The organism is Pseudomonas sp. JH-2 (genome assembly GCF_036231725.1).
In the GTDB taxonomy this organism is placed as follows: Bacteria; Pseudomonadota; Gammaproteobacteria; order Pseudomonadales; family Pseudomonadaceae; genus Pseudomonas; species Pseudomonas delhiensis.
Genome location: NZ_JAZAQP010000019.1, coordinates 1 through 13,003, shown reverse-complemented (window position 1 = coordinate 13,003; position 13,003 = coordinate 1). Strand labels below are relative to the sequence as shown.

Sequence of the window (13,003 nt, the reverse complement as noted above, 5' to 3'; positions counted from 1 at the left end):
TGGCCCAGGCGGCGGATTTTGCCGGCCGGCTTCAGCGCAGCCGGCTGTCGATGTGGATTTCGCCGCTGAGCAGCTTGTGCACCGGGCAGGCGTTGGCGATCTCCAGCAGGCGCTGGCGCTGGGCGTCGTCCAGCGCGCCGTTCAGGCCGATGTCGCGGGCGATGCGGCTGTTGCCGGGCTTCTCCTGGCTCAGCGCGAGTTGCACCTGGATGCCGTCCAGCGGCCACTGCTTGCGCCGCGCGTACATGGCCAGGGTGATGGCGGTGCAGGCGCCCAGGGACGACAGCAGCAGCTGGAAGGGCGCCGGCCCCTGGTTGCCGCCGCCCAGCTCGGCGGGCTCGTCGGCCAGCCATTGGTGCAGGCCGTCGGACAGGCTGACCTGGTAGGGAATGCCGGCGTGGCTGGCGGTGACGGGGGCGTCGCTCATGGGGGAAAGCTCCTTGGAGGTGAAGCCTGGGAGTCTAACCGCTTGCGCAGGGCCATGTGGCTTGTGGCGATCTCAGACCTGCAGCGGCGGCCAGTGCCTGGCCGTATGCACGAGGGCCAATATCCTGACGACCTCGTCTTCTACCTGATAGACGAGGCGGTGATGTTCGTGGGGAATCAGTTCACGGGTTCCGGGAATCCTGCCCGGCTTGCCCCTTTGGGGAAACTGCGTCAGTGCGCCGGCCATCCTGGAGAACAGTTCGTCCATACGTACGGCCGCCGACGGATTATCGACGGCGATGTAGTCCCAGATATCGCTGCGGTCTTGTTCCGCCTGCGGCGTCCAGAGAACCTTCATCCGTGGCCCATGGCCTTGGCTCGACGGGCTGCGAAGTCGGCCTCGACCTCTTCATTCGAGCGACCCTGCCCGGCCTGCACGGAAGCGCGCGCGGCTTCGACCTTGCGCTGGAGATACTCGTCATATTCGCGGGACTGGCGTTGTTCACGGATGAACTCCCGCATCAGTTCCCGCATCACTTGCGAGGCAGGACGATGGGCCGCTTCCGCAGCAGCCATGAAATCGGCCCGAAGTTCGGCCTCTAGTTTCATGGTGAAGACCGCTTCTTTGGACATGCTCGCAGCTCCTGGTAATTACAGTGTATATACCTAGTATGCACGCCTGGGCACTTTACGCCATATCGATGGGTGTTGGAATGCATCCGCGGCTTAGGACTGGTTTCCGGGCTGCGCCCCCCGCGCCTGCTGCAAGCGGATGTGCCGCCGCGCGCTGCGCGCCAGGCGGATGCCCAGCAGGATGGCCGCGCAGGTCAGGCCGACGATCAGCCCCTCCCACAGCCCGCGCGGGCCGGTGGGTGGCTGGAACCAGTCGGTGAGGCCGAGGCTGTAGCCCACCGGCAGGCCGATGCCCCAGTAGGCGAACAGGGTGATGATCATGGTCGCGCGGGTGTCCTGGTAGCCGCGCAGGGCGCCGGCGGCGGTGACCTGCAGGCCGTCGGAGAACTGGAACAGCGCCGAGTACACCAGCAGCGCGGCGGCCAGGGCCAGCACCTCGGGGTCGCGGGTGTAGAGCGCGGCGATGTGCTCGCGGAACAGCAGCATGGCGCTGGCCGAGATGGCCGCCCAGGCCAGCGCCGTGGCCATCCCGGTGCCGGCGGAGAAGCGCGCGTCGCGCGGGCGGCTGGCGCCCAGGGCCTGGCCGACGCGCACGGTCACCGCCATGGCCAGGGCGTAGGGGATCATGAAGGCCAGGGCGCTGATGTTCAGGGCGATCTGGTGGCCGGCCACGACCTTCTCGCCCAGCTCGCCGATCAGCAGGGCGATCACCGAGAAGATGCTCGACTCGGCGAAGATGGCGATGCCGATGGGCAGGCCGACGCTGACCAGGGCGCCGATCACCTTGCGGTCGGGCCGCTCCCAGTGGGCGAACAGGGCGCTGGGCTTGTACACCCGGGCGCTGTTCACCCACACCAGCATGCCCAGCAGCATGAACCACATCACCGTGCCGGTGGCCCAGCCGCAGCCGGCGCCGCCCAGGGCGGGGAAGCCCAGGTGGCCGTAGATCAGCACGTAGTTCAGCGGGATGTTCAGCAGCAGCCCGCAGATGCCCAGCACCATGCTCGGCCGGGTGCGCCCCAGGCCGTCGCTGAAGCAGCGCAGCACGTGGTACAAGGCCACCGCCGGCAGACCGCAGGCGATGCCGCGCAGGTAGAAGCGGCTGGGTTCGATCAGCGCCTGCTCGACCTTCATCGCCCGCAGGATGGGCTCGGAGAGGAACCACAGCGCGGCCGCCGCCAGCGGCCCCACCAGCAGCGCCAGCCACAGCGCCTGGCGCACCAGCGGGCCAGTGCCGGGCTGGTCGCCGGCGCCGAAGCGCTGGGCGACCTTGGCGGTGGTGGCCAGCAGGGTGCCGGTCATCAGCAGGAACACCGGAATCCAGATGGAGTTGCCCAGGGCCACTGCGGCCAGGTCGCGCGGGCCGACGCGGCCGGCCATGACGGCGTCGACGAAGCCCATGGCGGTGGTGGCCAGCTGGGCGATCATGATGGGCGCGGCGAGGGTGAGCAGCTCCCTGAGTTCGGTGGCGATGCGCCGTCCGCGCGAGACGGGCTGGGCAATGGCAGTCACGGCTGTCCTTGGCTGAGCGTACGTTGGCAAGCCGGCCAGTCTATCGCCTGACGCCATGGTCAGGAAAGCGCCGCGCACGCGGGCCGCGACCCCCGGCCGTGGCGCTGGTAAAGTGACGGGAATCATCCGTAGGCGCTTTCCTCACAGGAGCTTTGCCCATGCGCATCCTTGCCGACGAGAACATTCCCCTGGCCGAGGCTTTCTTCGGCGCCCAGGGCGACATCCGCCGCGTCCCCGGGCGCGCCATCGACCGCGCCGCCCTGGGCGACGCCGAGGTGCTGCTGGTGCGCTCGGTGACCCAGGTCGACCGCGAGCTGCTGGAAGGCAGCGCGGTGCGCTTCGTCGGCACCTGCACCATCGGCACCGACCACCTGGACCTGGCCTACTTCGCCGAGGCCGGCATCGCCTGGTCCAGCGCCCCGGGCTGCAACGCCCGCGGCGTGGTGGACTGGGTGCTGGGCAGCCTGCTGGCGCTGGCCGAGGCCCACGGCGCGGACCTGGCCAGGCGCCGCTACGGCGTGGTCGGCGCCGGCCAGGTCGGCGGGCGCCTGGTGGACGTGCTGCGCGGCCTGGGCTGGGACGTGCGGGTGTGCGACCCGCCGCGGCAGGCCGCCGAGGGCGGCGATTTCGTCAGCCTGGAGGAGATCGTCCACGAATGCGACGTGATCAGCCTGCACACGCCGCTGACCAGCATGGGCGCGCACATGACCCGCCACCTGATCGACGCCGAGCGCCTGGCCCACCTGCGCCCCGGCGCCTGGCTGCTCAACGCCAGCCGCGGCGCGGTGGTGGACAACCTGGCGCTGCGCCAGCGCCTGGAGAGCGGCGCCAACCTCGATGTGGCGCTGGACGTGTGGGAGGGCGAGCCCCAGGCCGACCCCGAGCTGGCCCAGCTGTGCCGCATCGCCACTCCGCACATCGCCGGCTACAGCCTGGACGGCAAGCTGCGCGGCACCGCGCAGATCTACGAGGCCTTCTGCACCTGGCGCGGCATCGAGCCCAGCGTGCAGCTGGACGACCTGCTGCCGGCGCAATGGCTGATGGAACTGGGCCTGGGCGAGGACTGCGCGCCGGACTGGGCGCTGGGCCTGCTGTGCCGCGCGGTGTACGACCCGCGTGGCGACGACGCGGCCTTCCGGCGTAGCCTGGTGGGCAGCGCCGAAGCGCGCCGCGAGGCCTTCGATGCGCTGCGCAAGCACTACCCGCCGCGCCGCGAGATCACCGGCCTGTGGGTGGACATCCAGGGCGAGGCGCCGGCGCTGGAACGCCTGGTGCGGGCGCTGGGCGCCAACCGGGTGGGCGAGTAGGCGAGACGGGGAAGAGGGCCCGCCGCGGGCGCGGCGGGCCGGAGGGGCTCAGCGCGCGCGCTTTTGCACGCAGCTGCCCTCCAGTTCGCGGCAGGCGCGCTGGATCATGTCTTCGGTGATGGGTATCTCGCGGCCCTGGGCGTCGATGATCGAGCCGCCCACCGGCTGGTCCGGGGTCGGCCGCGGGGGTTCGCGACGTGGGGCGTTGTCGTGGGTCGGGTGCGAGCTCATGGCCAAACTCCTCATCGAAAGCTGCTGCAGTCTAGGCAGAATCACATGAAGTCCCGGTGACAGCGCAGCGCACGCCGGGCGAAACGACCGCCATGGCCGCGGGCGCAAGCCGGGCGGCGGGGCGGTGAATGCTTGTTATGAGCCGGTCCCTCCCGGACCTGGTATCCGTGGGAAAGTCCTTTGAGGTTGAGTATGGACGGATTTCACCTGGGCCTGATCGTCAATCCGCTGGCCGGTATCGGCGGCGCCGCCGCGCTCAAGGGCAGCGATGGCGTCGCCGAACGGGCCCTGGCGCTGGGGGCCGCGCCGCGCGCGGCCGAGCGTACCCGCCAGGCCCTGGAGGTGCTGCTGCCGCTGCGCGAGCGCCTGCGCTGGCTGACCTTCCCGGGGCCGATGGGCGGCGACCTGCTGGCCGAGCTGGGCTTTCATTTCGAGGTGATTGGCGAGCTGGCGGACGAGCAGACCAGCGCCGAGGACACCCGGCGTGCCGTGACCCTGCTGCAGGACGCCGGGGTGGCGCTGATCCTCTTCGCCGGCGGCGACGGCACCGCCCGCGACGTCGCCGCGGTGGCGCGCGAGGGCCAGCCGGTGCTGGGCATCCCGGCCGGGGTGAAGATCCATTCCGGGGTCTACGCGGTCAGCCCGCGGGCGGCCGGCGAGCTGGCCCGGCGCCTGGTGGAGGGCGGCCTGGTGCGCCTGGCCCAGGGCGAGGTGCGCGACCTCGACGAGGCGGCGCTGCGCGAGGGCAGGGTGGCGGCGCGCTGGTACGCCGAGCTGACGGTGCCGGAGGAAGGCCGCTTCATGCAGCACGTGAAGCAGGCCGGGGTGGAGACCGAGGAGCTGGTGCTGGCCGACATCGCCGACTGGCTGCGCGACACCTGGGAGGACGGCGTGCGCTACGTCTTCGGCCCCGGCTCGACGCTGCACGGCCTGGCCCGCGAGCTGGGCCTGGAGACCACGCTGCTGGGCGTGGACGTGATCGAGAACGGCGAGGTGATCGCCCGCGACGTCACCGAGCAGCAATTGTTCGAACTGGTGGACGACTACCCCAGCTGGCTGCTGGTGACGGTGATCGGCGGCCAGGGCCACGTGATCGGCCGCGGCAACCAGCAGATCAGCCCGCGGGTGCTGCGCGCCATCGGCCTGGAACGCCTGCGGGTGGTGGCCACCAAGCGCAAGCTCGGCACCCTGGAGGGCCGGCCGCTGCTGGTGGACAGCGGCGACCCGCAGCTGGACGCGAGCTTCCCCGACGTGCTGCGGGTCTGGGCCGGCTACAAGGAAGAGCTACTCTACCCGTTGGCCGAGGCGCTGTAGCCGCCCAGGCCGAGGAAGCGGGCGAGCGGGGCGATGCGCGACAGCAGGCAGCGCTCCAGCAGCCAGACGAGCAGCAGCGACGCCCCCAGCAGCGGCAGGTACAGCCCCAGCAGCACCAGCACGGTGAGGGCCAGCGCCGGGTAGCGCGCCCCCGCCATGGCCGCCGGCGCGCCCAGCACGCCCCGGGGCCGGCGCCGCCACCAGAGCACCAGGGCGCTGAGCGCCAGGCAGACCAGCCCCAGGGTGGTGAACAGGCCGAGCAGTTGATTGGCCACGCCGAACAGCTGGCCCTCGTGGGCCGCCACGCCATAGCCGATGACGCGGTCCAGCAGCGGCCGCTGGGCGAAGTCCACGCGCTCGAGCACTTCACCGGTCTGCGCGTCCAGCACCAGGTTGACGCGCTGCGGGCGGTTGGCCGCGTCCGAACGCGCCGTCCACCGCGGCGCCATGGCCGAGGGCGGCGCCAGCAGCACGGGGTAGGGCAGGTCCAGCGCCTGCACGGTCGGCAGCATGCGGTCCAGGGCGGTGTAGTCCGGTGCCGGCGGCGGCATGCCGGGCATGGCGTGGTGCATCATGCCCGGCATGTTGGCGTGCTCGTCCGCCGGGGCGCTGTTCTGCGCACGGCGCTGGGCCATTTCAGAGGCGCGGCCGGTGGTCCAGTCCTGTTGCACCGTCTGCCTGGCCACCCATTGGCGGACGTCCTTGAGCGCACCGCCCCAGAAGGTCGCCCAGGGCAGGCCGCTGAGGATCAGTAGCAGGGCGAACAGCGACACCCAGAACCCGGTCACCCCGTGCAGGTCGCGCCAGAACAGCCGGCCGCGCTGGCCCAGGCGCGGGTAGAGCACCCCGCCCAGGCGCGTGCCGCGCGGCCACCAGAGGTACAGGCCGGTCACCAGCAACAGCACCGTCCAGCAGGCGGCCAGCTCCACCAGGTAGGAACCGGTGCTGCCCATCAGCAACTCGCCGTGCAGGTGGAACAGCTGGCGGCTGAAGCGCTGGTCCTCGGCCACCCGGTGCAGCACCCGGGCATCGGTCGGGTCGACGTAGACGCGGTACAGCCCCTCGCCGCTGCCGACCAGCACCTGCGCCGCATCGCGCGGGCCATCCGGCAACTGGTAGGCGTTCAGTCGCGCGCCGGGCACCGCGGCCAGGGCTGCGCGCACCTGTTCGCTGACCGGCAGCCGCGCGGCGCTGGCGTCCACCTGGTTGTAGGGGCTGTCGAGCAGGGCGTCGATCTGCGGGCGGAACAGGTAGATGGAGCCGGTGAGCGACAGGGCGAGGATGAACGGGATGCAGAACAGGCCTGCATAGAAGTGCCAGCGCCAGATCAGGCGGTACAGCGCGGCGCGGTTGGCTGGTTGCATGGCGGGCCTCAGTAGTCGTAGCTCAGGCCGAGGAAGGCCGTGCGCTGCGGGTAGGGGTGGCTGACGTAGTACTTCTCGTTGCCCAGGTTGTCGATGCCGGCCGAGGCGGTGAGGTGCTCGTCGATGCGGTAGCTGGCCTTGACGTCGAACACGCTGTAGCGGCTGATGCCGCCGTAGGTGTCGTGGTTGTCGTCGGTGTTCAGCAGGGTGCCGTAGGCGGCGCTGGAATAGCGGTAGCCCAGGGCATAGGTCAGGCGCGAATCCTGGTGGTAGACCGCGGACAGGCGCGCCCGCCAGCGCGGGATGCGCGGGTAGTCGTTGCCCTCGGCGGCGGGGGTCGGCTGGTCCTCGAGGATTTCCGCCTGGGTCCAGGTCAGGCTGGCGGACAGGTCCAGGCCGGGCAGGCCGACGTCCCTGGCGTCCAGCGCGCTCTCGATGCCGCGCAGGCGCGCGCGGTCGATGTTGGCGATGCGGGTGACGTTGGGGCTGACGCTGGTGTCGGTCTGCGAGAACAGCGCGTCGTGGCGTTCTTCCTGGAACAGCGAGACGCGCAGCAGGTAGCGGTCCCAGCCGTACTGGGTGGTCCAGTCGAAGGAACGCACGTCCTCGGGTTTCAGGTCCGGGTTGTTCTGCACCAGCTGGGTGCCGCTGCTGATCTGCTGGAACAGCTCGCCCACGGTCGGGTAGCGCACCGCGCGGCCGTAGGAGAAGCGTGTCTGCAGGGCGTCGGTGATGTCGAAGGCCAGCGCCGCCTTGGGCGAGATGTCGTTGCGCTGCTGGTCGTCGTAGTGGGCCACCTGGGGCGTGGTGGTGACGTCGCGGTTGAAGCCGTCGAAGGCTTCCCAGTGCTCGGCGCGGGCGCCCAGGGTCAGCGTCCAGCGCGGGGCGAACTTCCAGGCGTCCTGCAGGTACAGCGCCTGGGTGCGCGTCTCGCCGCCGGAGGCCGCGACCTTGGCGCCGTCGCCGCCGGACTTCCAGTCGTCCAGCTGGTAGGTGCGCTGCTTCAGCAGGTAGTCGTCGATGTGGTAGCCGAAGGTCAGCTCGTGCGCGTCGGGGCGCCAGGTGCCGCGCAGTTCGCCGGTCTGCCAGCCGGTGCCGTCCTGCACCTGGCGGGTGCCGGCCAGGCTCTGGCCGTAGTTGGAGGCGGTGCGGGTGGCCGAATCCAGGTAGCGGTAGTCGCTGACCGAGGCCTGCCAGTCGAAGGGCCCGCCGCTGTGGCTGGCCAGCGACAGGCCGTTGAGCAGGTGCAGCTCGTCGGTGCGGCTGGGGTTGAGGCCGGAGACCTTGTACGACTGCCCGTCGATGTTGACCGTGCCGTTGTACAGGGTGCGCCCGCTGGCGTCCTTGAGGTAGCTGTCGACGCCGGTGTGGGAGTCGTTGGACCACAGGCCCAGGGTGTAGACCGCGGTCACGCCCGAATCGAAGTCCCAGCCCAGCTTGAGCTTGCCCTGGTCCTGCAGGCTGTGGTCGATGGAGTAGCCACCGAACACCAGGCGCTGTTTGCCGTTCTGGTCGCTGTCCGAGTGCGCGCCGCCGGCGCTGGGCGCGCCGGCCACCGGGGCCTTGCCCGACAGGCCGGCGGTGGAATAGCTCATCGGCTGGCCCTGGCTGTCCAGGTGGTCGTAGGACACCCATACCGACAGCGGCCCGCGGCGGTCGCCGGCGGCCAGGCTGATGTCGCCGGTGCCATAGTCGTCATGGCTGCCGTAGAGGTCGAAGTCCTGCCGCGAGCCGGTGACCGAGGCGTGGAATTCCGGGCGCGTGGGCATGCGCGTCTCCAGGGTCACCACGCCGCCCAGGGAGTTGCCCGGGTAGAGCGCGCTGAACGGGCCGTAGAGCACGTCCACCCGGGAAATCTCGGCGGGCGCCACCAGGCCCCAGCGCGGCGGGAAGCCGTAGCTGTTGCCGAGCAGGTTGGAGAGCAGCAGGTCGTCGGCGTAGACCAGCGACTGCGCGCTGGAGATGGTGCCGGTGGTGCGGGTGGCGAGGATGCCGTTGCGGTCGCCGATGTAGCGCTCGCGCACCTCGAGGCTGGGCAGGTATTTCAGGGCCTGGGCGGAGGTCACCAGGTTGGTGCTCTCGCGCAGTTGTTCGGCCGTGCGGCTCTCGACCACGGCGGGGGCGCTGGCCAGCGCGGCGGGCAGCGGCTGCTGGCCTTCGGCGCTGACCACCACGTCGGCCAGGCGGGAGGGGGCGTCGCCGTCGGCGGCGGTTTCGGCGTGGGCCGGCAGCAGCAGGCTGCCGGCCAGGCCGCAGAGCAGGGTGCGGGCGGCCGGGGGCTTCAGTGCGTAGGCAACGCACCGGCGCAGGGATGTGGACATCCGGATGATCCTTGTTCAGGACGACGGGAGCGCGGCCAGGCGTGCGCGCAGGGGCACGCACGCGCGGGGCGCGGGTTCGGGGTGTCGTGGAACGGGATCAGGCCAGGGGCGGGCCGCGCGGACGGACGTCCAGCAGGTGCAGGAAGGGCGGGAGGGGCAGCGCCGGCGGCGGCGCCTGGGCGTTGACCGGCCCCAGCGCCGGGGCCATGGCGATGGCCCAGAGCAGCGCCGGGCTGTCGTGCAGCAGGGTGCAGTAGCCGCAGGCCGGGTCGAGGCTGTTGTGGACCATGCCGCCGTGGTCGTCGGCCGGGGCCTGCTGCATGGCCCCATGGTCCATGGGCATCTGCCCCATGTCATGGGCGGAGCACCAGGCACCCTGCGGCGGCGAGGTGTGCTCGACGGCCTCGAGGGTGCGCGAGAAGGTCGGGGCGAACAGCAGCAGCCCGAGGGCCATGACGGCCAGCCAGGAGGCGAGGCGGTACTGTGCTGAATGACGGCGCAAGCGGCAGCGTCCCGATCGGTGGGCCGGATTGGGGCCGATATGCTGCCATGGTTGGGGCGTGGGGGAAAGGCGGAGCGGAGCGTGCAGGGTGTCGTTGGCCAACCGTAGGGCGAATAACCGTTCGCGGTTATCCGCCGCCGGCCCGAACAGCGGTGTCCGGGGCCATTGGCGGATAACGCCGTAGGCGTTATGCGCCCTACGGGGAACCCGGGAGCTTCGCGGTCGCGCGTCGCGCCGAACGGTTGGGGAGGGTCAGGGAGCGAGTGGCGAGTCCGGAGTCATCCGGAGACGCCAGCTACCCCTCACGCCCCTCCGCCCGACAAACAGCGAGCCGAATCCGCGCCGCCTCCCTTGCGTGGCGCGGCAATACTGTCATGCTGTCATCATTGGCTTCGGCGGCCCCGGCCGCCGTGCCTTTCGGGGAAGCGAGCATAATGACGGCGCCACACCCGCCTCGTCGCCGGGCGGTGGTGGTGTCTACCAGGGCGGGGCTATGCGCGACATCGGCAGTTGGCTGTTGGCAGTGATTCTGGCGGGGCTGACGGCCCAGGCGCTGGCTCAGGACGAGCGGACCTTGCACGTGCTCGCCTGGCCCGGCTATGCCGACGCCGACGTGGTGAAGGCCTTCGAGCGGCGCGAAGGGGCCCGGGTGGCGGTGACCTTCGTGGATTCCGACGAGGCCCTGTGGGATCGCCTGCATGCCCAGGGCGGACGGCTGTTCGACGTGGTCGCCGCCAATACCGCGGAAATCCAGCGCTACCAGCGCGCCGGGCTGCTGCAGCCGCTGGACCTGGCGGCCATTCCCAACACCCGCCGGCAGCAGCCGCGCTTCCGTGACCTGGCCGGCATCGGCGGACTGGTCGCCGAGGGCCAGGTCTATGCCATTCCCTACACCTACGCCGCCATCGGGCTGATCTACGACCGCCGCCAGGTGCCCCAGCCGCCCCGCAGCATGGCCGAGCTGTGGAACCCGCGCTACCAGGGCAAGGTGCTGGCCTTCAACAGCGCCCAGCACAACTTCTCCTTCACCGCGTTGAGCCTGGGCCTGCCCGACCCCTTCCACCTCGACGCCCGGCAGACGCGGCGCGTGGCCCTGCGCCTGGTGGAGCTGCGACGCAACCTGCTGGCCTACTACAGCCTGCCCGAGGAGGCCACCGCCCTGTTCGTGCAGCACCGTGCGGCGCTGATGTTCGCCAACTATGGCGCCCAGCAACTGACACAGCTGCGCCAGGCCGGCGCCGACGTCGGCTACGCCATCCCCGAGGAGGGGGCGCTGGCCTGGCTGGACTGTTGGGCGGTGACCCGTAGCGCCGGCGACCGGGCCCTGGCCCAGGCGTGGATCGACTACATGCTGGAACCCTCGGTCAGCGCCCTGCTGACCCAGCGCCAGGGCCTGGACAACACCCTGGGCGCAGCGGCCGCGCCGGATACCGGGGCACGCCTGTACTGGCTGCAGCCGGTGGAGGACGTGGGCCGCCGCGAGGCGCTGTGGAGCCGCATCGTCTCCGGCGACCGGGCGGAGCGCTTCTGATGCGCCTGGGGATCATCGCCAAGCTCAGCATCCTCCTGGCCTGCATCGGCATCCTGTCCTCCGGCGTCACCGGCTACTACGCCTACACGGCCAACCGCCAGTTGCTGACCAACGAGGCCGAGCGCAACCTGCTGACGTCCACCCAACTGCTCGCCCAGCGCTTCAGCTCGCTGCTGGACGACATCGGCGCCGACGCCCTGACCCTGGCCAACATGCCCTCGGCGCCCAAGGTGGCCGCGCCGCCCGGCAACGTGGTGGACCTGGTGGCGCAGGAGCGCCTGGCCGGCGTGTTCGCTACCTTCATGCGCCTGCACCCGCAGTATTCCCAGGTACGCCTGATCGGCCGCCAGGAGCATGGCCTGGAAGTGCTGCGCTACGACCGCGACGGCCAGCGCGTGCTGCGCGTGGACGGCGAGCAGTTGCAGGAGAAGGGGCACTTCCCCTACGTCTTCGAGAGCCTGGCGCTGGCGCCGGGGCAGGTGTTCGTCTCGCCGATCACGGTCAACCACGAGCAGGGCGCCCACGCCGCCGACGGCGCACCGACGCTGCGCGTGGCCACCCCGGTGCCCGGTGGCGCAGGTGGCAACGAAGGCGTGGTGGTGATCAACGTCGACCTGAAGAAATTCCTCGACCAGCTGGTGGCCGACCTGCCGCAGGGCCTGGAGCTGTACCTGACCAACGAGTGGGGCGACTTCCTGGTGCACCCGGACCCGGCCATGACCTTCGGCTTCGACAAGGGCCGGCGCATCCTGGTGCAGGACAGCTTCGTCGAGACCCGCGGGCTGTTCGAGGGCGCCGGCAGCGTGCTGGTCAACGACCTGCAGGGCGCGCACCGCGAGCACGGGCGGATCATGGCCTTCGTGCGCAAGCCCTTCGGGCTGCCCGGCCAGGGGCATTTCGTGGTGCTCGGCCTGGCCCGGCCGCTGGACGAGGTGCTGGCCAGTGGCCGGCCGCTGGGCCTGAGCATCATCCAGATGGTGCTGGTGTTCAGCCTGCTGGCCACCGCCCTGGCGGTGCTCTTCGCCCGTGCGCTGACGCGCCCGCTGCAGATGCTGATCCATGCCGCGGTGCGCTTCCAGGCCGAGCACAGCCTGGCCGCCGAGCTGCCGCTGCAGCGCCAGGACGAGATCGGCCTGCTGGCACGCGGCTTCGACCAGCTGCGCAAGGAGCTCAAGGCGCGCATGGAGGCGATGAGCCGCAGCCAGCAGGAGCTGCAGCACCTGGCCAACCACGATTCGCTGACCGGCCTGCCCAACCGCATGCAGTTCTTCGCGCAGCTGGAACAGGCCATCGCCCAGGTGGCCGCCAGCCACGAGCAGCTGGCACTGCTGTTCATCGACCTGGACTACTTTAAGCGCATCAACGACGAGATGGGCCACGCCGCCGGCGACGAGGTGCTGACCATCATCGCCCGCCGCCTGCGCCACGCGGTGCGCGACCACGACCTGGTGGCGCGCCTGGGCGGCGACGAGTTCGTGGTGCTGCTGCGCGGGCCGGGCATCGCCGGCACCGCCTCGGCCGTGGCGCGCAAGATCCTCGCCACCCTCGGCGAGAAGCTGCTGCTGCAGGGCGCGGTTGTGCAGGTGGGGGCCAGCATCGGCATCGCGCTCTATCCCGATGATGGCAACAGCGCCGAGGAACTGCTGCTGCGCGCCGACGGCGCCATGTACCGGGCCAAGGTCGAGGGCCGGCGCAGCTTCGCCTGCCAGCAGGGTGGCGGCCTGGAGATCGACCGGCACCCGGAGGTCTAGTCATTCCCGCGAACGAGGGTAATCGCGGACAGAGTCCTACAATTTGCCGTGAAGCACGGGCTCTCCGTAGGAGCGGACTCTGTCCGCGATTTGGCGGATAACGCCGTAGGC

General features: G+C 70.9%; 12 protein-coding genes. 4 read left to right on the top strand and 8 right to left on the bottom strand.

The features are described from left to right. Window positions 1-31 precede the first annotated feature (31 nt). The 4 genes from VV867_RS15010 to VV867_RS14995 form a co-directional block, all read right to left on the bottom strand. Window positions 32-427 carry an OsmC family protein gene (locus tag VV867_RS15010; RefSeq protein ID WP_328566838.1) on the bottom strand — a complete coding sequence of 132 codons (396 nt, stop codon included), beginning with the start codon at window positions 425-427 and terminating at the stop codon, window positions 32-34. A gap of 72 nt (window positions 428-499) precedes the next feature. Continuing rightward, window positions 500-784: a type II toxin-antitoxin system RelE/ParE family toxin gene (locus tag VV867_RS15005; protein WP_328566837.1), complete on the bottom strand. Its 285-nt coding sequence runs from the start codon at window positions 782-784 to the stop codon at window positions 500-502. After that, window positions 781-1,059, bottom strand: coding sequence for an antitoxin of toxin-antitoxin stability system (locus tag VV867_RS15000; protein ID WP_275630103.1), 279 nt, complete (start codon window positions 1,057-1,059; stop codon window positions 781-783). The genes VV867_RS15005 and VV867_RS15000 overlap by 4 nt, the downstream gene beginning before the upstream one ends. A gap of 93 nt (window positions 1,060-1,152) precedes the next feature. After that, entirely contained in the window at window positions 1,153-2,571 is a 1,419-nt protein-coding gene (locus VV867_RS14995) for an MATE family efflux transporter (RefSeq protein WP_328566836.1), read from the bottom strand. Between the two features lie 158 nt (window positions 2,572-2,729). On the opposite strand from VV867_RS14995, the gene pdxB reads away from it, so the two are divergent. Further along, window positions 2,730-3,878, top strand: coding sequence for a 4-phosphoerythronate dehydrogenase PdxB (pdxB, locus tag VV867_RS14990; RefSeq protein WP_109935593.1), 1,149 nt, complete (start codon window positions 2,730-2,732; stop codon window positions 3,876-3,878). 48 nt (window positions 3,879-3,926) lie between these two features. Here pdxB and VV867_RS14985 read toward each other — a convergent pair whose 3' ends face one another. Beyond that, window positions 3,927-4,109 carry a PA1571 family protein gene (locus tag VV867_RS14985; RefSeq protein WP_089392098.1) on the bottom strand — a complete coding sequence of 61 codons (183 nt, stop codon included), beginning with the start codon at window positions 4,107-4,109 and terminating at the stop codon, window positions 3,927-3,929. A 192-nt stretch (window positions 4,110-4,301) separates the two neighbouring features. Here VV867_RS14985 and VV867_RS14980 point away from each other — a divergent pair, with 192 nt between their 5' ends. Next, entirely contained in the window at window positions 4,302-5,423 is a 1,122-nt protein-coding gene (locus VV867_RS14980; protein WP_109935594.1) for an ATP-NAD kinase family protein, read from the top strand. Here the strand turns inward: VV867_RS14980 and VV867_RS14975 are convergent. From VV867_RS14975 to VV867_RS14965, 3 genes are all read right to left on the bottom strand, one after another. Next, window positions 5,399-6,787 (bottom strand): PepSY-associated TM helix domain-containing protein, encoded by a 1,389-nt coding sequence (locus VV867_RS14975; protein WP_109935595.1) that lies wholly within the window; start codon window positions 6,785-6,787, stop codon window positions 5,399-5,401. The two genes, VV867_RS14980 and VV867_RS14975, sit on opposite strands and share 25 nt — an antisense overlap. An 8-nt stretch (window positions 6,788-6,795) precedes the next feature. Then, the gene (locus VV867_RS14970; RefSeq protein ID WP_328566835.1) at window positions 6,796-9,108 is read right to left on the bottom strand and encodes a TonB-dependent receptor; all 2,313 of its coding nucleotides are present in this window, start codon (window positions 9,106-9,108) and stop codon (window positions 6,796-6,798) included. A 97-nt stretch (window positions 9,109-9,205) separates the two neighbouring features. Further along, on the bottom strand, window positions 9,206-9,610 hold the full coding sequence (locus tag VV867_RS14965) for a DUF2946 domain-containing protein (RefSeq protein WP_328566834.1): 405 nt from the start codon (window positions 9,608-9,610) through the stop codon (window positions 9,206-9,208). A 493-nt stretch (window positions 9,611-10,103) separates the two neighbouring features. On the opposite strand from VV867_RS14965, the gene VV867_RS14960 reads away from it, so the two are divergent. Together VV867_RS14960 and VV867_RS14955 are read left to right on the top strand one after the other, a co-directional pair. Further along, a complete protein-coding gene (locus VV867_RS14960) occupies window positions 10,104-11,141 on the top strand; it encodes an extracellular solute-binding protein (protein WP_109935598.1) in 1,038 nt (345 codons plus the stop codon). Next, window positions 11,141-12,892, top strand: coding sequence for a GGDEF domain-containing protein (locus VV867_RS14955; RefSeq protein ID WP_109935599.1), 1,752 nt, complete (start codon window positions 11,141-11,143; stop codon window positions 12,890-12,892). The genes VV867_RS14960 and VV867_RS14955 overlap by 1 nt, the downstream gene beginning before the upstream one ends. Window positions 12,893-13,003 lie beyond the last annotated feature (111 nt).